Source organism: Bradyrhizobium sp. WSM3983, assembly GCF_000473045.1.
GTDB lineage: Bacteria > Pseudomonadota > Alphaproteobacteria > Rhizobiales > Xanthobacteraceae > Bradyrhizobium.
Genome location: NZ_AXAY01000027.1, coordinates 83548 through 101864, shown reverse-complemented (window position 1 = coordinate 101864; position 18317 = coordinate 83548). Strand labels below are relative to the sequence as shown.

Sequence of the window (18317 nt, the reverse complement as noted above, 5' to 3'; positions counted from 1 at the left end):
TCAGGGCAGAAATTCGGTGTCCGCTCCCGGCGGCCCGCCTATCGCAACAGCCGCAGCAGTGCGCGGCCGGCGCGCGACTTCAACTCCTTCGCATCCAGCGTTCCATCCTTGTCGGGATTCGCGGCGTTGAAGCGCTGCTCCACCACGGCGAGATATTCATCGAGCGTCAGCGTGCCGTCGTGATCGGGGTCGGCGGCGGCGAATTCTTTCGCCGTTAACCGTCCGCGCAATTCGCGCGCGTCGAGCGTCCCGTCGTGGTCGGGATCGAGCTTTGCGAAGAGCGCGGCTGCAGCCTTCTTCGCCTCGGCGAGATCGAGCGTGCCGTCATTGTCGGTATCGAACATCTTGACGGCGTCGCCGGATGCCGACCAAGCCGGCCCCGCCAACAATGCAGTCGTGAGCGCAAGCGCAACTGAGCGACGCGATATCATTTGAGACCTCCCTGACCAAGAGCCCCGATTCGATGGGGACCGAATGACATAAATCCACTTGGGGGCGCCCGGTTCAAGTCCGGAAGTGCAACCTGCGCACCGCACAATTCGCGGATCCGGCCAGCCCCGCGCCAGAGCCGATCGCTGGCCCTGCATCATGCCGCGGAATTTTTTCAGCGCCTGCGCGCAAGTGACGACAAGATTGTCAGGTTTCCGTCAGGTGACCGGCATCCGCCGCGCAACATATTGGCAGCGCGCTTTCGACTTTCGTATTGACGCGTTTTGCTTTCCGACGGAGTGTTGTTCCTGCAGCGCCAAAAGGCGCGCATATTGGGAGGAACGGATGAAACGCTTTGCGATGGCCGCGAGCCTCGTCATATCCGCATGCTCGGTTGCGAGCGCGCAGACGACCGATCAACTGGTCAAGGGCGCAACCGATACGTCGAACGTTCTCAATTACGGGATGGGCTACAATCTTCAGCGGTTCTCGACGCTGAACCAGGTGAACAAAGACACCGTCAAGAACCTCGTCCCGGTCTGGAACTATTCCTTCAACGACGATCGCAGCGAGGAATCGCAGCCGCTGGTGTACCAGGGCGTGATCTACGTGACCTCTCACAACGCAACCATGGCGGTCGACGCCAAGACCGGCAAGCAGATCTGGAAATCCAAGATCGAATATCCGGCCGAGACGCCGCGCATCGTCTGTTGCGGCATCATCAACCGCGGCGCCGCACTGTTCGACGGCAAGCTGTTCCGCACCACGCTCGACGCCAACGTGATCGCGATCGATGCCAAGGACGGCAAGGAGCTGTGGCGGCAGAAGGCGGCCGACATCAAGGAAGGCTATTCGATGACGGTGGCGCCGCTCGTTGCCGACGGCGTTGTCATCACCGGCATCTCCGGCGCCGAATTCGGCACGCGCGGCTTCATCGACGGCTGGGATCCGGCGACGGGCAAGCATCTCTGGCGCACCCATTCGGTCCCCTCGCCGGATGAGCCCGGCGGCGACACCTGGAAGGGCGACACCTGGAAGCTTGGCGGCGGCTCGACCTGGATCACCGGCTCCTACGATCCCGAGCTGAACACGGTGTATTGGGGCATCGGCAATCCCGGCCCGTTCAACGCGGCCGTGCGTCCCGGCGACAATCTCTACACTTGCTCCGTGCTGGCGATGGATCCCAAGACCGGCAAGATCAAGTGGCACTACCAGTTCTCGCCGAACAATCCGTTCGACTATGACTCAGTGGCCGAAATGGTCCTCGCCGACATGAACGTCGAGGGCAAGCCGACCAAGGTGCTGATGGACGCCAACCGCAACGGCTTCTTCTACGTGCTCGACCGCACCAACGGAAAGGTGCTCGCGGCCAACCCTTACGTGAAGGTGAATTGGGCAACCGGCGTCGACCTGAAGACGGGCAAGCCGATCGAGACTGACGTCGTCAAGGATGCGCGCGACGGCAAGAAGGTCACGGTTTATCCGTCAGTCCTCGGCGGCAAGAACTGGGAGCCGATGTCGTTCAATCCGCAGACCGGCCTTGCCTACGCCAACACGCTCGCCTTCGGCGGCAGGTACAAGTCGGAGCCGGCCACCTTCAAGCAGGGTGAATGGTATCTCGGCATGGACCTGACCGATCCCTGGGAATGGGGTGACGGCGCGCGCGGCCATCTGAAGGCGATCGATCCGATGACCGGCAAGGCGAAGTGGGAGGCGGCAAGCGACATCCCGCGGTTCTCCGGCGTGCTCTCGACCGCGGGCGGCGTCGTGTTCACGGGCGCGCTGACTGGCGAGTTCGAGGCCTTCGACGCCGACACCGGCAAGAAGCTCTGGCAGTTCCAGACCGGCTCCGGCATCGAGGGACAGCCGGTGACATGGCAGCAGGACGGCGTGCAATACATCGCCGTCACCTCCGGCTATGGCGGCGTCTACTCGCTGTTCTCCGGCGACGAGCGGCTGGCCAAGGTGCCGCCCGGCGGCTCACTGTGGGTCTTTGCGGTGAAGCAGTAACGGCAAGAGACGTTGAGAGACATATCTCACAAGACGGTGGCGATCCTCGCCGCCGTCGCGGTGCTGACGGTCGCGCTTGCGACGACCGTTCGTGCCGCGGATGATTCAAACGGCAATCCGCTGCAGGCGCAGATCGACCACGGCAAGTCGACCTATGCCGAAAAATGCTCGCACTGCCACGGCCCCAACATGATGAACTCCGGCACCATCACGCCGGACCTGCGCGCCTTTCCCGACGACAGGACGCGCTTCGTCACGACCGTGAAGAACGGCAAGAACAACAAGATGCCGCCCTGGGGCGACATTTTGAACGACGACGAGATCGGAAATCTCTGGGCCTTCATCTCGAGCCGGAGGAAGCCATGAGAGGCCGGCTGGCAGCACTCGGTCTCGCCGCAATGCTTGCGACTCCGGCAACGGTGGCGTGGGCGGCAGATCCCCTGAGCATCTGTCTCGACGAGGACCGGCCGCCTCTCTCGGCGCATCACAAGGGCCAGGCGGACGCAGGCTTCGACGTTCTGCTGGCACAGGCGATCGCGGACCGAATGGGACGCCCGCTCAGGATCCAATGGTTCGAGAGCAAGCTGGATGAAGATTCGAGCCCGCAGCTCGAGGCCAACGCGCTGCTGTCCGACGGCCGCTGCGCGCTGGTCGGCGGTTACGCGCTGACGACAGACTCTCTCGTCAAGCCTGGCTTGAAGACGGCGCGCTTGCCGGATTTTGCGGGTGCCACGCGCGACGACCGGCGCCGTCGCGTTGAGCTCGGCGTGCTGACGCCGAGCCGGCCTTACGTCTATTCGCCGATGACGGTGGTGCTGGGGCCGAAGGCGCGCGAGCGCAAGATCAGCGATATCGGCGACCTCGCCGGCCTACGCCTCGCGATCGAAAGCGGCTCCCTGGGCGACGCCATCCTGATGACCTTCGACAGGGGACGGCTGATCGACGACATCACCCATCTCGTCCCCGCCCGCGACGACATCCTGGGCGCGCTCGATCGCGGCGACTATGATGCGACCCTGATCGATCTCGCGCGCTTCGACGCCCACCGCACCGCGCATCCCGACACCGCCATATCAGCCTCCGGCTATTATTATCCAATCGGGGCCAATCGCGCCTATGTCGGGCTTGGCAGCGATCCAGCCTTGATCGAGGCTGTCAACAAGGCACTCACGGATCTTGCGGCCGAGGGCAAGATCGCCGAATTCGGCAAGCAAGCCGGCCTGACCTATCTGCCACCGCGCGAGCCCGCGATTCTCGGGGACGTCTGGACTAAGATCATTCAGCGGTGAGGTGGTCTCACGTACCGCCTCATAGCCACTGTCATGCCCCGCGAAGCCGGGCGATGACAGCGAGAACGTAGAGAACGCCCGCCAAAATCCATTCGCTGGCCTAGCGGCATCCGGAGCCATATGATCGCGGCGTTTCATCCGCCCCTGCGGTGCCCCGTGAACGCCCCGACTATCCCGCCCTCCACCGGCCTGCGCGATCTCTTTTCCCGCGAAATCAACACCGGCGAGCTGCTGCGCGCGCTGATCGTCGTCGGCCCGTTCGTGGCCGCCTATTTCATCTCGCGCGAGACGGCGCTCTTGAACTTGGGACTGATCGCCGTGTCACTGCTCATTCCCGCGCTCAGGCTGCACTGTCCGCCCAAAGTGATCGCGTGGCACTATTTTGCAATCCTCGTGGCGTTTGCCGCGCTCTTCCTTGCGGCTCCCGTCAAACCGCTGTTCGTGGTGCTGACGGCGCTCGCCGGCTTCCTTGCGGTGGCGGCGACACGCTATGGCGAACATCTTCGCACGCTCGGCAATTGGGTGTTCATTCCGGCCGTCTATCTCGCCTGCGAGGTGCGCGAGGGCGTGAGCGCCTCGGAAGCGCTGCGTCACGCCGGCATCATCATCGTCTCGTCGCCGATTGCACTGGCGCTGGTTTGCGGCATCCAGATTTACGACCAGCGGCGGCGTGGCAATGCCACGACCTCATTCGGGCCGGCGGCGGCCGAGTGGCTGCTGCCCGCGGCGGCCACCGCCATAGCGGTGTTCGCCGCGGCGGCGCTGGTCGAGATCCTGGATCTTGCGCAGGGGCAATGGGTCATGTGGTCGGCCGCGAGCGTCGTCGTCGGCGATCTCTCCGCCTCCACCGACAAGCTGAAGCTACGTGCCATCGGCGCCTTCGTCGGTGTGCCCCTGGGCTTCCTCGCTGGCCTCGCGCTTCCGCAAAATCGCGTCGGTTATGCACTTGCGGTTCTCGCGGCCACGCTGACGCTGATCTCGTTCTCTCGCTATGTCGTCGGCTTCGGCCTGCGCTGCTTCTTCATTGCGCTCGCCGCATCCTTTGCCGGCGGCGCAAGCGGCATCGCGGAGGAGCGCGTCGCCAATGTAATCATTGGTGGCGCGTTCGGCCTCATCGCGGTGGCCCTGACCGACATCGTTTGGCAGCGCATGGTGCGGAAAGCCCCGTCATCGGGTTAGAGCCCGGCATTCAACCAAAGCCTAGTGTCGGGGACGCGTTTGCGAGTTATGATCAGGCGCTACAACCGGAAGCCCCTTACCGTCCGGTACGAGAAAGGCCGCTCGCATGAGACCCGATGCTGTCGCCGTGGCCGCCTTGGTCATCCTGCTTTTTCCGACGGGCTATTTCCTGCTGGCGTCGCCCGCCTTCCTGCTGGTGAAGCTCGACATCCCGCCGGTCACGCAGCTGTTGCGCGGGATGTTCAACATCCAGTTCAGGATGATCAGCGTGGCCGGGATCATCGGGACGGCGGCTTTCATCTTCGCAGGACGACCGCTGTTCGCGGCGGGTATCGCCCTGATTGCAGCCCTCGCAATCTGGGGACGCCCGTGGTTCATGCGCCAGATGGACGACCAGCTCAGTGCCAGAGATGCGGGTAATGCGGACGCCGTGCGCCAGCTACGTCGCCTGCATTGGAGTGGGATGCTGTGTAACGCTGCGCTGATCGCCGCTCTCGTAGCCAGCATTCCCTACGTTGCCACATCGACGTGAGACGATCACGGATCCGGGAACCGAAGTCCACGATCAGCCGCAGTCTGACGCGCGCTTAATTCTCGTCCACGGCAACGGCGCCCTGCTGCCCTTTATGGATCGAGGACGGCACCACACCAAAGTATTTCCGGAACACGCGGCTGAAATGCGATGAGCTGGAAAAGCCCCAGGAGAACGCGACGTCGGTGATGGTCTTGCCGCCGTGAGCCTCGAGCTCCTGGCGGCAGTTCTGCAGGCGCGCCTGCCAGATGTAATCGCTGACCGTGGTGCCGCGCTCGGAAAACAGCATGTGCAGATAGCGCTTGGAGCAGCCAAGCTCGGCGGAGATCTGGTCGATGCACAGATCAGGATCGCGCAGGTGCTCGCGGATGAAAAATTGGGCACGCACATACATCGCCTCGGGCCCGACTCGATCGAACATCGTGTCGGCTTCGCGCAGCGGCAGCAGCAGCAGGTCGATCAGCGAATCGGCAACGCCGACCGCGCTGTTGGCCGACAGCTTCGCCGCCTCGTCGAACGTGGCATGGACGAAATCATGGGCGATCCGCCCCGTCCCCGTCTTCGCCGACAGCTTGCAGGCCGGCATGCGTTGCGACGGGAAGCCGCGATCGCGCAGCAGCGCCTTCGGCACGATCACCACGTCGTGGCGCGTGAAGGCAGGGCTGACGATCAGATGCGGGCAGGAGACGTCATAAGCGATGATGTCGCCGGGGTTCAGCTCGATGTGGCGACCTTCCTGCTCGAAATAGGACACGCCGTAGGTCTGGAAGTGAATCTTTATGTACGGGTGCTCATTGGCCTTCGCGCGCGCCAGCGTGTGCGAGATGCGATGCTGGCTCACCTCGATCTGGCAGAGCTTCAGGCGCGAGACGCTGGTGTAGTCGATGCGCCCTTCGAGCGATGACGCCTCCAGCGGATCGACATCGAAGTGTCCGCACAGACTCGTCAGCCCGTCGATCCAGCTCTGGATCTGCCGCTTCGGCGTCAGTCCGGTCGTCGAGAGCGTATGAATTGTGTCGGACATTAATCCAGCCACTGGTGATACCCGGAGATTCGACGCGAATCGCGGCCAGCGCCTGCTGCAGCCCTCAGCCAAGATTGCGTGACGTTTACCTCAAATTTGGGCGGTCTTTTGAAACGAGCGCCATCGTTCCTTTGCTACCCTTGTAACTTAATCCTCCGCCTTAGTAGCAGCGCCGTCAAGGGGAACCTGAGCGCTGAGCGTGGCCCCGCGCCGCACGGAAGCCGCTGAATTCGCTACCGCAATATCAAAAACTTTGCCTCCGTGCGCTGTCGAGCAAAGCGGGTTCACTCTTGGGCAAGTTTCCTGTTGGCGAAGTCGTTAGAAATTGCGGCAGGAACAAAAAGAACGGGCCGCTCCTGCGCGTGGACCCGTAGCTCTCATCGGAGGAGGAAACAGCACAGCATCGTTTCTGGTCCCCCAAGTGACCGCCCTGCACGAGCAGACGCCGGACGAGAAGCCCGGTGATTGAGCAATGCTTCGGAAACAATAAACGAGACCAACGGAGGAATGACTATGCGCAAGGTGCTACTGGCAACCTTTCTTGGCTCCGCGGCCGCTCTCGCCGTCGGGAGCGCCTCGGCCAATGACGAGGTCCTCAAGATGTCGCAGAACCCAAAAGACTGGGTCATGCCGACAGGTGACTATGCCAATACCCGCTATTCCAAGCTGAACCAGATCAACGCCCAAAATGTCGGCAAGCTCCAGGTCGCCTGGACATTCTCGACCGGCGTGCTGCGCGGCCACGAAGGCGGCCCGCTGATCATCGGCAATATGATGTACGTCCATACGCCGTTCCCGAACAAGGTCTACGCCATTGACCTTTCGCAGGAGAACAAGATCGTCTGGAAGTACGAGCCGAAGCAGGATCCGAACGTCATCCCGGTGATGTGCTGCGATACGGTTAACCGCGGCCTCGCCTTCGGTGACGGCAAGATCTTCCTGCATCAGGCCGACACGACCCTCGTCGCGCTCGACGCCAAGACCGGTCAGGTCGCATGGACCGCCAAGAATGGCGATCCGAGCAAGGGCGAGACCGGCACCTCGGCACCGATGGTCATCAAGGACAAGGTGCTGATCGGCATCTCCGGCGGCGAGTTCGGCGTTCAAGCTCACATGAGCGCCTACGACATCAAGACCGGCAAACTGGCCTGGCGCGGCTATTCGGAAGGCCCGGATAACGAGCTTCTGGTCGACGACAAGACCACTGCACTCGGCAAGCCGATCGGCAAGGATTCGAGCCTCAAGACCTGGCAAGGCGATCAGTGGAAGATCGGCGGCGGCGCCACCTGGGGCTGGACCTCCTACGATCCCGAGCTGAACCTGATCTACTACGGATCGGGCAACCCCTCGACCTGGAATCCGAAGCAGCGTCCCGGTGACAACAAATGGTCGATGACGATCTGGGCACGTAACCCGGACACCGGCGTCGCCAAATGGGTCTACCAGATGACGCCCCATGACGAATGGGACTATGACGGCGTCAACGAGATGATCCTCTCGGATCAGTCGATCAACGGTCAGCCGCGCAAGCTGCTGACGCATTTCGATCGTAACGGTCTCGGCTACACGCTCGACCGCACCAACGGCGAACTGCTGGTCGCCGAAAAGTACGATCCGAAGGTGAACTGGACCTCCGGCGTCGACATGGACAAGAACTCCGCCACCTATGGTCGTCCGAAGGTGCTCGACGCAGCTTCGACCGACAAGGCCGGCGAAGATCACAACGTGAAGGGCATCTGCCCGGCAGCGCTCGGTACCAAGGACGAGCAGCCGGCGGCCTACTCGCCCGACACGCAGCTGTTCTACGTCCCGACCAACCACGTCTGCATGGACTACGAACCGTTCAAGGTGAGCTACACCGCGGGCCAACCCTATGTGGGCGCGACGCTGTCGATGTATCCGCCGCCGGGCGAGACCAACATGGGTAACTTCATCGCCTGGGACGGCAAGACCGGCAAGATCGTCTGGTCGAACAAGGAGCAGTTCTCGGTCTGGTCGGGTGCGCTCGCAACCGCCGGCAACGTGGTGTTCTACGGCACGCTCGAAGGCTACCTGAAGGCAGTCGACGCCAAGACCGGCAAGGAACTCTACAAGTTCAAGACTCCCTCCGGCATCATCGGCAACGTCACCACCTACGAGAACGGCGGCAAGCAGTATGTCGCAGTGCTCTCCGGCGTGGGCGGCTGGGCCGGCATCGGTCTGGCAGCAGGCCTGACCGATCCGACCGCAGGTCTCGGTGCAGTCGGCGGCTACGCCGCGCTCAGCAACTACACGGCACTCGGCGGCACGCTGACCGTGTTCTCGCTGCCCGCGACGAACTAGCCTCGACTCCGTATCGCTCCGGCGCGTGGATCAACTCCACGCGCCGGCTCGTCTCCACCTGATGCCTTCGAGGAACACCTTTTGCGTAAAATCTGCTCTGTCATTGCTGCGATGATCTTCGTTGCGTCCGGAGGAATTGCTGTCGCGGACGACGGCTCGGGCGACCCGGCCGCCGTCAAGCAGACCGAAACTGGCGAATGGCTCGATAAGGAGGGCAACCCGACCTACAAGATCAACGGCGACACCGTCGACTGGTACACCTATTCCGGATACCGCCGCTATCACTCGGACTGCCATGTGTGTCATGGCCCGGATGGCATGGGCTCGACCTATGCGCCCGCACTGAAGGATTCGCTCAAGACGATGAGCTATGCCGATTTTCTCGGCGTCGTCGCCTCGGGCCGCAAGAACATCTCCACCGCCGCAGAGAACGTGATGCCGGCCTTCGGAGATAACCCGAACGTCGCCTGCTACATGGACGATCTCTACGTCTATCTGCGCGCCCGCTCCAACGAGGCCTGGGGCCGCGCCCGCCCCGGCAAGCATGAGGACAAGAACGACGCCTATACCAAGAACGAAGACTCGTGCATGGGCAAGAAGTGAACGTTTGCAGCCCGGCCGAGACTTAAGTCTTGGCATCCTGCGAGAATTTGAGGAGTTACCGATGAAGACACGCGCCGCTGTCGCTTTCGAAGCGAAAAAACCGCTCGAGATCGTCGAAGTCGATCTGGAAGGGCCGAAGACTGGCGAAGTCCTGGTCGAGATCAAGGCGACGGGCATCTGCCACACCGATGCCTACACGCTCGACGGTCTCGACAGCGAAGGAATCTTCCCGTCGATCCTCGGCCATGAGGGCGCCGGCATCATCCGCGAGATCGGCGCGGGCGTGAGCTCGGTCAAGCCGGGCGACCACGTCATTCCGCTCTACACGCCGGAATGCCGGCAGTGCAAAAGCTGCCTGAGCCAGAAGACCAATCTCTGCACCGCGATCCGCGCGACGCAGGGCAAGGGCGTGATGCCTGACGGCACCAGCCGCTTCTCCTATCAGGGCAAGCCGATCTACCACTATATGGGCTGCTCGACCTTCTCCAACTTCACGGTGCTGCCGGAGATCGCGGTGGCGAAGATCCGCGAGGACGCTCCCTTCGACAAGAGCTGCTACATCGGCTGTGGCGTCACCACCGGCGTCGGCGCCGTGGTCAACACGGCCAAGGTCGAGCCGGGCTCCAACGTCGTCGTGTTCGGCCTCGGCGGCATCGGGTTGAACGTCATCCAGGGCGCCAAGATGGCCGGCGCCGACAAGATCATCGGCGTCGATATCAACGACTCCAAGGAGGAATGGGGCCGCCGGTTCGGCATGACCGATTTCGTCAACCCCAAGAAGATCACCGGCGACATCGTCCCGCACCTGGTGACCCTGACCGACGGCGGTGCCGACTACACCTTCGACTGCACCGGCAACACCACGGTGATGCGCCAGGCGCTGGAAGCCTGCCATCGCGGCTGGGGCACCTCGATCGTCATCGGCGTTGCCGAATCCGGCAAGGAGATTGCCACCCGCCCGTTCCAGCTCGTCACCGGCCGCAACTGGCGCGGCACCGCCTTCGGCGGCGCCCGCGGCCGCACCGACGTGCCGAAGATCGTCGACTGGTACATGAACGGAAAGATCCAGATCGACCCGATGATCACCCACACGCTCAAGCTCGAAGAGATCAACAAGGGCTTCGACCTGATGCATGAGGGCAAATCGATTCGTTCAGTCGTCGTGTTCTAACTCAAGCGTCACACCCAAGGAGGATCGACCCATGACTGTTGCACTCCACCCCTCGATCGACAACGGCATCAAGCAAGGCAGCGGCCACTTTGCCGGCGGCACGCTCGTCTGCAAATGCAAGGACCATCCGGTCAAGGTCGGCATCAAGGGCGACGTGGCGCACAACCACGCCTGCGGCTGCACCAAGTGCTGGAAGCCGCAGGGCGCGACCTTCTCCGTGGTCGCGGTGGTGCCGCGCCAGAACGTCACCGTGCTCGAGAACGGCGACAAGCTCCAGATAATCGACGCTTCGGCGGTGATCCAGCGACACGCCTGCAAGGCCTGCGGCACCCACATGTACGGCCGCATCGAGAACAAGAACCATCCGTTCTACGGGCTCGATTTCATCCATCCCGAGCTGTTCCAGGAGCAAGGCTCGCAGGCGCCGCAATTCGCCGCCTTCGTCTCCTCGGTGATCGAATCGGGCGTGAAGCCGGAGCAGATGGCCGGCATCCGGTCGCGGCTGAAGGAGATCGGCCTCGAGCCCTATGACTGCCTGTCGCCGGCGTTGATGGACGCAATCGCGACCCACGTGGCGAAGGCCAAGGCCGCCTGAGCAAGCCGCCAAAAATTTGTCCGTCGCCTCGCTGGTCGCCAACGAGGCGACGGACAGCTCTCGAATGATCGCGGCGAGTTCGCCGCCCGTGCACTTTGCGTATGCGAGCGCTTTCCGCTCCCTCAGTCCTGGTCTCTGAATGACTGCGCAGTGCCGTCCTCTTCCTGCTTGAAGTCAGCGCGCCTTGCGATTCTCCCTCCCTCGACTGAGGAATACTGCTTCGTCCGCGCAGTCCCTCTGGCGGACGAAGCTTTTTTTCACCCGTCTCAGATTCTATATTTGCGCAACGCGCGACATGTGGCCGCGCCCAGCTTTTGACAAACCCCGGATGCAATCTGTTCACGTCGAGAACACCCGGCTGTGAATGCCGGTCCGGCGCGATCTCTGCTACGGTCGCGTCGTCACGATGCCGCGCGAGTTCAATCAATCAAGAACAAAACGGAAGGTATCGAGCACATCCGGACATTGCGATTCGCATTCCAGCTTCCTGCCGGGATTTGCCCGCGCGGGACAACGGGCCGGGATGCGGTTGCGACGACACACGGACCACGGAGCCGACCGACGTCGGCTATTCCAACTTCGGCAAGCTTATGAAGAGCGAGGGACGATCATGATCAAGGTGAAGATCAACGGCCAGGAAAAGAGCTGGGACGGCGACCCGGATCTCCCGCTACTCTGGTTCCTCCGCGACGAAGCCGGGCTGACCGGCACCAAGTTCGGCTGTGGCCAGGCCCTGTGCGGTGCCTGCACCGTCATCGTCGACAAGGAGGCGGTGCGGTCCTGCATCACATCGATCAACGACGTGGCGGGGCGCGAGGTCACCACGATCGAGGGGCTGCATCCGGACGGCGATCATCCCGTCCAGAAGGCATGGCGCCAGGTCAATGTTCCTCAATGCGGCTTTTGCCAGGCCGGCCAGATCATGCAGGCCGCAGCGCTCCTGATGGATAATCCCAAGCCGTCGCACGACCAGATTCGCGAGGCCATGTCCGGCAACATCTGCCGCTGCGGCTGCTACCAGCGCATCGAGAACGCGGTCCATCTCGCATCGACCGGAGTGTGACATGAATTTCATCGACAATCCCCGGAAGCTTCGTGGCTTCGAAAAGAATTTGAAGGTCGAGAAGGTATCGCGTCGCAGCATCCTGAAGGGGCTCGGCGTCACCAGCGGCTTCGTGCTCGCCGCACCCGTGATGACGCGCCAGGCTTTTGCCTATGAGACCGGCGCCGGCAAGATGCCGCACGGCGTCGTGGTCGATCCGCGCGTCTTCGTCGCGGTCGCGCCCGACGGCACCGTCACCATCCTGGCGCATCGCGCCGAGATGGGCACCGGCGTGCGCACCAGCCTGCCGCTGATCGTGGCCGAGGAGATGGAAGCCGACTGGTCCAGGGTCAAGGTGCAGCAGGCCCATGGTGACGAGGTCAAGTTCGGCAACCAGGACACCGACGGCTCGCGCAGCACGCGGCACTATCTGATCCCGATGCGCCAGATCGGTGCCTCCGCCCGCACCATGCTGGAGCAGGCCGCGGCCAAGCGCTGGGGCGTGCCGGCGACCGAGGTCAAGGCGGTCAATCACGAGGTCGTCCACAGCGCCAGCGGTCGCAAGCTCGGCTTCGGCGAGGTCGCAGCCGATGCCGCCAAGGAATCGGTGCCGAGCATCGAAGGCCTCAAGCTGAAAGACCCCAAGGACTTCCGCTATCTCGGCAAGGGCCAGGTCGGCATCGTCGATCTCCACGACATCACCACCGGCAAGGCCCGTTACGGAGCCGACGTGCGCCTGCCCGGGATGAAATACGCCGTGATCGCGCGCCCGCCGGTGACCGGCGGCAAGCTCACCTCGTTCGATCCGGACGCGGCGCTGAAGGTACCTGGCGTCGAGAAGGTGATGCAGGTGCGCGGCTGGCCGTGGCCGTCGAAGTTCCAGCCGCTCGGCGGCGTCGCGGTGATCGCGCGTAACACCGGCGCCGCGATCAAGGGCCGCGACGCGCTGAAGCTCGTTTGGGACGACGGCGCCAACGGCAAATACGACTCGGTCGCCTATCGCAAGGAGCTCGAGGAGGCCTCGCGCAAGCCGGGTTTGGTCGTTCGTCAGGAGGGCGACGCGGACGCCGCCCTGAAGGCCGCTGCCAAGGTCGTGATCGGCGAATATTATCTGCCCCATCTCGCCCATGTCTGCATGGAGCCGCCGGTTGCGGTTGCCGACGTCAAGGGCGACAAGGCGGAGATCTGGGCGCCGGTGCAGAGTCCCGGCGGCACGCGCGAGGATGTCGCCAAGACGCTCGGCATCCCCGAGGGCAATGTCACCGTCAATGTCACGCTGCTCGGCGGCGGCTTCGGCCGCAAATCGAAATGCGACTTTGCACTCGAGGCCGCGCTGCTGTCGAAGGAGCTCGGTGCGCCCGTCAAGGTGCAGTGGACGCGCGAGGACGATCTCCACCACGACTTCCTGCACACCGTCTCGGTGGAGCGGATCGAGGCCGGGCTGGACAAGGACGGCAAGGTGGTCGCCTGGCGCCACCGCAGCGTAGCGCCGACCATCGCGTCGACCTTCGCGGCCGGTGCCAAGCACGCAGCGGCATTCGAGCTCGGCATGGGGCTCGTCGACATGCCGTTCGAGATCGCCAACATCAGTTGCGAGAACCCGGAAGCCGCGGCGTTCACCCGCATCGGCTGGTTCCGCTCGGTCTCGAACATCCCGCGCGCCTTCGCGGTGCAGTCGATGGTCGGCGAGATCGCGAACGCGACCGGACGCGACCAGAAAGAGACGCTGCTCGCGCTGATCGGCACGCCCCGCATCGTCAAGCCAGCGGTCAAAGACCTCTGGAACTATGGCGAGCCCTATGACAGCTACCCGATCGATACCGCACGCCTGCGCAAGGTCGTCGAGCTGGTCGCCGAGAAGGGCGAATGGGGCCGTCAAGTCCCGAAGGGCCACGGCCTCGGCATCGCCGTGCACCGCAGCTTCGTCAGCTACATCGCGACCATTGTCGAGGTGGCCGTCGACGACAAGGGCAAGCTGACGGTGCCGCGGGTCGACACCGCGATCGACTGCGGCACCTATGTCAACCCCGAGCGCATCGCCTCGCAGATCGAGGGCGCGGCAATCATGGGCCTGAGCCTCGCCAAATATGGCGAGGTCAGCTTCAAGGACGGCAAGGTGGAGCAGAAGAATTTTGACGACTTCCAGGTCGTCAGGATCGACGAGGCTCCGCTGGTGACGAACGTCTACATCGTGCCACCCGGACCCGACACGCCGCCGAGCGGCGTCGGCGAGCCCGGCGTGCCGCCATTCGCACCGGCGCTGATGAACGCGATCTTCGCGGCGACCGGCAAGCGCATTCGCGCGCTGCCGATCGGCAAGCAATTGGAAGCTTGACGCGGAACATCAGGCGGCTTCGCGCCGTTTCTCTTCGATCTGACAGGAGCAGATCGATGATCAACTTCCCAAGGGCGCTCGCAGTCTCGCTGCTGTCGAGCGCCTTTCTTTTGACGAATGCAGCCGCGTTCGCCCAGAGCACCGCCACACCGCCAACCACGGCAACGCGCCCCACCGCGCCGGACCAGAACTCGCCTCCCAACGCCAGCGCCCCGCCCGCTTCGACCACCCAGACCACCGGGCAGAGCAGCACCGATCCGAAGGTTCAGGAGATGAATCAGGCGGAGAAAGACAAGGTCGACCGTCAGGGGAAGTAGTGGTTTGACGCCTGCGCATTGATGTGCCCTCTCCGCTTGCGGGAGAGGGCAGCGACGCTGATTGCTGCGATCTCACTTGGGTGAGGGGGCCGCCTCCGCGAGGCTCGCGCATTGTTGTTCGCGGATAAATACCCCTCATCCGGCGCCATAGCCGATGCGAAGCATCGGCGTTCTCAAGAACGGCGGCCGAAGGCCGCCTATTGCCACCTTCTCCCACAAGGGAAGAAGGGAAGAATCTCTTCCCATATCACGCTACGCAAAGTGCGGCGGACGTTGCCGTCCGCCGCACTCGCCACCCCCCCGCGGCTCCGCTGTCTTCGATCCGCCTGCGGAGCTTACTTCTTCAGCGCGAACACCCAGATCACGCCGCCTTGCGGCACGTTGGATTCGATGCCGATATTGTTGGTCGCGAGCGCGTCCGGGATCCGCTGCGCGTCCACGCCCCAGCCCGACTGGATCGCGACATATTGCGTGCCGTCGATCTCATAGGACATCGGCGTGCCCATGATGCAGGAGTTGGTCTTCTGCTCCCACAACAACTCACCGGTCTTGGCGTTGAAGGCGCGGAAGTTGCGGTCGTTGGTGCCGCCGGCGAAGACGAGATCGCCCGCGGTCGCCGTGACCGAGCCGTGGCACATGCACTTGAGGACGTCCTTGTCGCCGACATCGCTCTTGACCCAGGCGGTGACGGGACAGCCGGCATGGGAGCAGATCGCCGAATAGGCGAGGATGCCGTCGACGGCACGAGCTTTGGTTTGCTCGTCGAGCTCGGCGGGATCGAGCTGGATGATCAGGATCTCGTTGAGCCGCGAGGCGTTGCGCACCACCGATGTCTTGGGATCCTGCGGCCAGGCATGCACCGGCGGACCGCCGGCCTGCAGATCCGCGGTGATGAGCTTTCCTTCGCTGTCGCCCTCGGAGAACACGAGCACATCGCCCTTCTGCGGCCGCTCGTCGGAGCCAGGCGGATCTTCGCCCGCACGCGCTTGCGCGGAACAGCCGAGACAGGCGGTGGTGGCGAGCGCTCCGAGCAGCAGCATTCGCCGCGTTTGCTCCGCGTTCACATCGGCTTCGGGTGCCGCAGTGCTGTCGGAGGATGGGGATACAGTGTTGAACGATGTCCGCGACATGCATGCTAGCAGGCGCTGGAACTCTGCCGAAATGAAGGCGCAGATTTGGCGCCGCAGTGCATCAATATGGCTTTACTCGCTTTGATTGAACGCGATTGCACGCATTCATGCGCGTTTTTGCGATTTCAACGTCATGCTGCGCGAGCGGCATGACGTTTTTGCAGATCAGACCGATGATGTTGGAATTGATGCGACGCGCTGCTTTCTACGCAACGCAACCATAGCGCGATTCAACTGCACGTTTCGCAGGCAGGCCCGCTGTGGTCAGGACCGCAGCAGGTGACGCGGCGCGGCGATGCGGCCGGCAATGGTGGCCGATGCCATCTCAAAACTGTCGGCAATGCGACGCGCCTTGTCGATGAAGAGCGCAGCCGCCGGCGGCGGGCAGACTTCGCGCGCGGTCAGTTCGAACAGGTCGAGCCAGCGGTCGAAATGATCGCCAATCAAACTCAGCGGCATATGCGCCCGCATCGGCGAGCCATGGTAGCGCCCGCTCATTAGCACGACCGACGACCAAAAATCCCTAAGCTTGGCGAGATGCTCGTCCCAATTCTGCACGATCGCGAACACCGGCCCGAGCAGCGCATCCTCGCGGACGCGTCCGTAGAAGCGGGTGACGAGTTCCCCGATCATCTCCTCGGTAATCCCGGTGCGCTCGATCGCATCCTGGGTCAGCAGGTTCCGCCGCGTGGCCGCAGCTTCCCGCTCGGCCTTCAGTCGAACCGACATGTCCTTCGTTTTCCGTTCGTTGTTCTCGCGAGCCGCCCGTTCGACATTCTCGGGCCAATTGCGCGCGACGTCCTTGTCCTGGCGCAAATTGCGGCATGGGCGGCGGATGATCACCATCCGCCGCCCACGCCATGATCAGGCGCCGTAGGTGTAAAAGCCCTGCCCGGTCTTGCGGCCGAGATGGCCGGCATCGACCATTTCCTTGAGCAAGGGGGCCGGACGGTATTTGGGGTCGTTGAAGCCCTTATAAAAGACCTCCATCACCGACAGCATGGTGTCGAGGCCGACGAGGTCAGCCAGCGCCAGCGGCCCGATCGGATGGTTGCAGCCGAGCTTCATGCCGGCGTCGATTTCTTCTGCGGTCGCGATGCCCTCCTGGAGCGCGAAGATCGCCTCGTTGATCATCGGGCACAGGATGCGGTTGACGGCGAAGCCCGGGCTGTTCTTGGCCGTGATCGCCACCTTGCCGACGCGCTGGGCGAAATCGAGTGCCTTGGCGTGGGTGTCGTCCGAGGTCTGCAAGCCGCGGATGAGTTCCAGCAGCGCCATCACCGGCACCGGGTTAAAGAAGTGCATGCCGATGAAGCGGTCCGGGCGATCGGTCGCAGCCGCAAGCTTGGTGATCGAGATCGACGAGGTGTTGGTCGCAACCAGCGTGCGCGACGACAGCGTGGCGCAGAGGTCCTTCAGGATCTTGACCTTGAGCTCCTCGTTCTCGGTCGCGGCCTCGATGACGAGATCGCAATCGGTAAGCTTCGCACGATCGGTCGTGCCGGTGATGCGCTTGAGCGTCGCCTCGCGATCGGCCGCCGACATCTTCTCCTTCTTGACCAGGCGCTCGAGGCTGCCGCCGACTGTCGAAATGCCGCGGTTCACTGCCGCATCGGAGATGTCGACCATCACGACCGAAAGCCCGGCTGCGGCGCAGATCTGGGCAATGCCGTTGCCCATGGTTCCTGCTCCGATGATGCCAACGGTATTGATCATGGAATGACGTCCTTCTCGTTGAGCGAGCCCGGCCGCAATGGCGGCGTGCCCGGTTTGACCTGAATTTCGATCCGCGGACGCCTTGAGTGCTGCGCCGCATCCAGGCTCTTCCTTAAAGCATCCGTGGCGAGAATAAAGTCGCCTTTCCGCTCGCAAAGGGCATGATTTCGCGGCCTCGCGGCCATTTCGGCCCGAGTTTTGCGGCTGGTTTGGCCCCCCGGGAATGCCGAGGGCGCAGGGAAGGCCGGGCGCCAGCTGGCACCCGCGGTTCGCTGTGCGTGTGTAGCGCAAAAGGAGGCTGCACAGCGACGTACAGGGCAGCCGAGACATCCCGACCTTCCCTGCGCGAGTGGTTTGACGGCTTATGCCGTGCCCCCGGAGCCGAATTCCTTTGGCCTCCGTCGCCCTGCGAAAAGTTGACGGCGAGGGCCGGTTGGCCCTCATGCCGCCTTCCGCAAGACTTGACTGTAGCGACGACAGTCAGGACCACACGGCTTTGCCGTACGCCGCCCGCGCCGTTCGTCACACGCGGCCAGGTGCTCACGAGGTTCGGCTCAATCCTCCGCTCGCCCTGCTCCCGACCTTCGCGTGCCGACGCGAGCCCGCGTCCACCGCAACTCACC

Annotated in this window: 17 protein-coding genes; 12 read left to right on the top strand and 5 right to left on the bottom strand. The window is 63.4% G+C overall.

Annotated features, from left to right (window positions below; all coding sequences use genetic code 11):
- Positions 1-38 precede the first annotated feature (38 nt).
- Complete coding sequence (locus YUA_RS0130425; protein WP_027534085.1) at positions 39-431, bottom strand: calcium-binding protein; 393 nt, start codon at positions 429-431, stop codon at positions 39-41.
- A 343-nt stretch (positions 432-774) separates the two neighbouring features.
- Here YUA_RS0130425 and YUA_RS0130420 point away from each other — a divergent pair, with 343 nt between their 5' ends.
- The 5 genes from YUA_RS0130420 to YUA_RS0130400 all read left to right on the top strand — a co-directional run bounded on the left by YUA_RS0130420 (position 775) and on the right by YUA_RS0130400 (position 5439).
- A complete protein-coding gene (locus YUA_RS0130420) occupies positions 775-2439 on the top strand; it encodes a methanol/ethanol family PQQ-dependent dehydrogenase (protein WP_027534084.1) in 1665 nt (554 codons plus the stop codon).
- 12 nt (positions 2440-2451) lie between these two features.
- The gene (locus tag YUA_RS0130415) at positions 2452-2805 is read left to right on the top strand and encodes a c-type cytochrome (RefSeq protein WP_035972244.1); all 354 of its coding nucleotides are present in this window, start codon (positions 2452-2454) and stop codon (positions 2803-2805) included.
- Positions 2802-3728, top strand: coding sequence for an ABC transporter substrate-binding protein (locus YUA_RS0130410; RefSeq protein ID WP_027534082.1), 927 nt, complete (start codon positions 2802-2804; stop codon positions 3726-3728). Before YUA_RS0130415 ends, YUA_RS0130410 begins: the two co-directional genes overlap by 4 nt.
- A 156-nt stretch (positions 3729-3884) precedes the next feature.
- A complete protein-coding gene (locus YUA_RS0130405; protein ID WP_035972272.1) occupies positions 3885-4907 on the top strand; it encodes an FUSC family protein in 1023 nt (340 codons plus the stop codon).
- A gap of 106 nt (positions 4908-5013) precedes the next feature.
- Positions 5014-5439: a hypothetical protein gene (locus YUA_RS0130400; RefSeq protein WP_027534080.1), complete on the top strand. Its 426-nt coding sequence runs from the start codon at positions 5014-5016 to the stop codon at positions 5437-5439.
- Positions 5440-5494: 55 nt separating this feature from the next.
- Here the strand turns inward: YUA_RS0130400 and YUA_RS0130395 are convergent, their stop codons facing one another.
- Positions 5495-6463 (bottom strand): helix-turn-helix domain-containing protein, encoded by a 969-nt coding sequence (locus YUA_RS0130395; RefSeq protein WP_027534079.1) that lies wholly within the window; start codon positions 6461-6463, stop codon positions 5495-5497.
- 513 nt (positions 6464-6976) lie between these two features.
- Between YUA_RS0130395 and xoxF5 the strand changes: the two genes are divergently transcribed.
- The 7 genes from xoxF5 (at position 6977) to YUA_RS0130360 (ending at position 14848) form a co-directional block, all read left to right on the top strand.
- Positions 6977-8785: a lanthanide-dependent methanol dehydrogenase XoxF5 gene (gene xoxF5, locus YUA_RS0130390; protein WP_027534078.1), complete on the top strand. Its 1809-nt coding sequence runs from the start codon at positions 6977-6979 to the stop codon at positions 8783-8785.
- Positions 8786-8896: 111 nt separating this feature from the next.
- Positions 8897-9388 carry a c-type cytochrome, methanol metabolism-related gene (locus YUA_RS0130385; RefSeq protein ID WP_027534077.1) on the top strand — a complete coding sequence of 164 codons (492 nt, stop codon included), beginning with the start codon at positions 8897-8899 and terminating at the stop codon, positions 9386-9388.
- Positions 9389-9449: 61 nt separating this feature from the next.
- The gene (locus YUA_RS0130380; RefSeq protein ID WP_027534076.1) at positions 9450-10559 is read left to right on the top strand and encodes an S-(hydroxymethyl)glutathione dehydrogenase/class III alcohol dehydrogenase; all 1110 of its coding nucleotides are present in this window, start codon (positions 9450-9452) and stop codon (positions 10557-10559) included.
- A 31-nt stretch (positions 10560-10590) separates the two neighbouring features.
- Positions 10591-11154, top strand: a complete 564-nt coding sequence (gene gfa, locus YUA_RS0130375; protein ID WP_027534075.1) for an S-(hydroxymethyl)glutathione synthase — start codon at positions 10591-10593, stop codon at positions 11152-11154.
- Positions 11155-11764: 610 nt separating this feature from the next.
- Positions 11765-12217 carry a (2Fe-2S)-binding protein gene (locus YUA_RS0130370; protein WP_027534074.1) on the top strand — a complete coding sequence of 151 codons (453 nt, stop codon included), beginning with the start codon at positions 11765-11767 and terminating at the stop codon, positions 12215-12217.
- A gap of 1 nt (position 12218) precedes the next feature.
- Positions 12219-14531 (top strand): molybdopterin cofactor-binding domain-containing protein, encoded by a 2313-nt coding sequence (locus YUA_RS0130365; protein ID WP_027534073.1) that lies wholly within the window; start codon positions 12219-12221, stop codon positions 14529-14531.
- A gap of 56 nt (positions 14532-14587) precedes the next feature.
- The gene (locus YUA_RS0130360; RefSeq protein WP_027534072.1) at positions 14588-14848 is read left to right on the top strand and encodes a hypothetical protein; all 261 of its coding nucleotides are present in this window, start codon (positions 14588-14590) and stop codon (positions 14846-14848) included.
- A 335-nt stretch (positions 14849-15183) separates the two neighbouring features.
- Here the strand turns inward: YUA_RS0130360 and YUA_RS52395 are convergent, their stop codons facing one another.
- From YUA_RS52395 to YUA_RS0130345, 3 genes are all read right to left on the bottom strand, one after another.
- The gene (locus YUA_RS52395; RefSeq protein WP_256375391.1) at positions 15184-15888 is read right to left on the bottom strand and encodes a ubiquinol-cytochrome c reductase iron-sulfur subunit; all 705 of its coding nucleotides are present in this window, start codon (positions 15886-15888) and stop codon (positions 15184-15186) included.
- A 354-nt stretch (positions 15889-16242) separates the two neighbouring features.
- Positions 16243-16707 (bottom strand): group III truncated hemoglobin, encoded by a 465-nt coding sequence (locus YUA_RS0130350; RefSeq protein WP_035972270.1) that lies wholly within the window; start codon positions 16705-16707, stop codon positions 16243-16245.
- A 135-nt stretch (positions 16708-16842) separates the two neighbouring features.
- Positions 16843-17694, bottom strand: coding sequence for a 3-hydroxybutyryl-CoA dehydrogenase (locus YUA_RS0130345; RefSeq protein WP_027534070.1), 852 nt, complete (start codon positions 17692-17694; stop codon positions 16843-16845).
- Between the last annotated feature and the right edge of the window lie 623 nt (positions 17695-18317).

Coding starts and splice junctions, on each gene's coding strand:
- YUA_RS0130425 (WP_027534085.1), bottom strand. CDS start 431: ATGATATCGCGTCGCTCAGTTGCGCTTGCGCTCACGACTGCATTGTTG.
- YUA_RS0130420 (WP_027534084.1), top strand. CDS start 775: ATGAAACGCTTTGCGATGGCCGCGAGCCTCGTCATATCCGCATGCTCG.
- YUA_RS0130410 (WP_027534082.1), top strand. CDS start 2,802: ATGAGAGGCCGGCTGGCAGCACTCGGTCTCGCCGCAATGCTTGCGACT.
- YUA_RS0130400 (WP_027534080.1), top strand. CDS start 5,014: ATGAGACCCGATGCTGTCGCCGTGGCCGCCTTGGTCATCCTGCTTTTT.
- YUA_RS0130395 (WP_027534079.1), bottom strand. CDS start 6,463: ATGTCCGACACAATTCATACGCTCTCGACGACCGGACTGACGCCGAAG.
- xoxF5 (WP_027534078.1), top strand. CDS start 6,977: ATGCGCAAGGTGCTACTGGCAACCTTTCTTGGCTCCGCGGCCGCTCTC.
- YUA_RS0130385 (WP_027534077.1), top strand. CDS start 8,897: ATGATCTTCGTTGCGTCCGGAGGAATTGCTGTCGCGGACGACGGCTCG.
- YUA_RS0130380 (WP_027534076.1), top strand. CDS start 9,450: ATGAAGACACGCGCCGCTGTCGCTTTCGAAGCGAAAAAACCGCTCGAG.
- gfa (WP_027534075.1), top strand. CDS start 10,591: ATGACTGTTGCACTCCACCCCTCGATCGACAACGGCATCAAGCAAGGC.
- YUA_RS0130370 (WP_027534074.1), top strand. CDS start 11,765: ATGATCAAGGTGAAGATCAACGGCCAGGAAAAGAGCTGGGACGGCGAC.
- YUA_RS0130365 (WP_027534073.1), top strand. CDS start 12,219: ATGAATTTCATCGACAATCCCCGGAAGCTTCGTGGCTTCGAAAAGAAT.
- YUA_RS0130360 (WP_027534072.1), top strand. CDS start 14,588: ATGATCAACTTCCCAAGGGCGCTCGCAGTCTCGCTGCTGTCGAGCGCC.
- YUA_RS52395 (WP_256375391.1), bottom strand. CDS start 15,888: ATGCTGCTGCTCGGAGCGCTCGCCACCACCGCCTGTCTCGGCTGTTCC.
- YUA_RS0130350 (WP_035972270.1), bottom strand. CDS start 16,707: ATGTCGGTTCGACTGAAGGCCGAGCGGGAAGCTGCGGCCACGCGGCGG.
- YUA_RS0130345 (WP_027534070.1), bottom strand. CDS start 17,694: ATGATCAATACCGTTGGCATCATCGGAGCAGGAACCATGGGCAACGGC.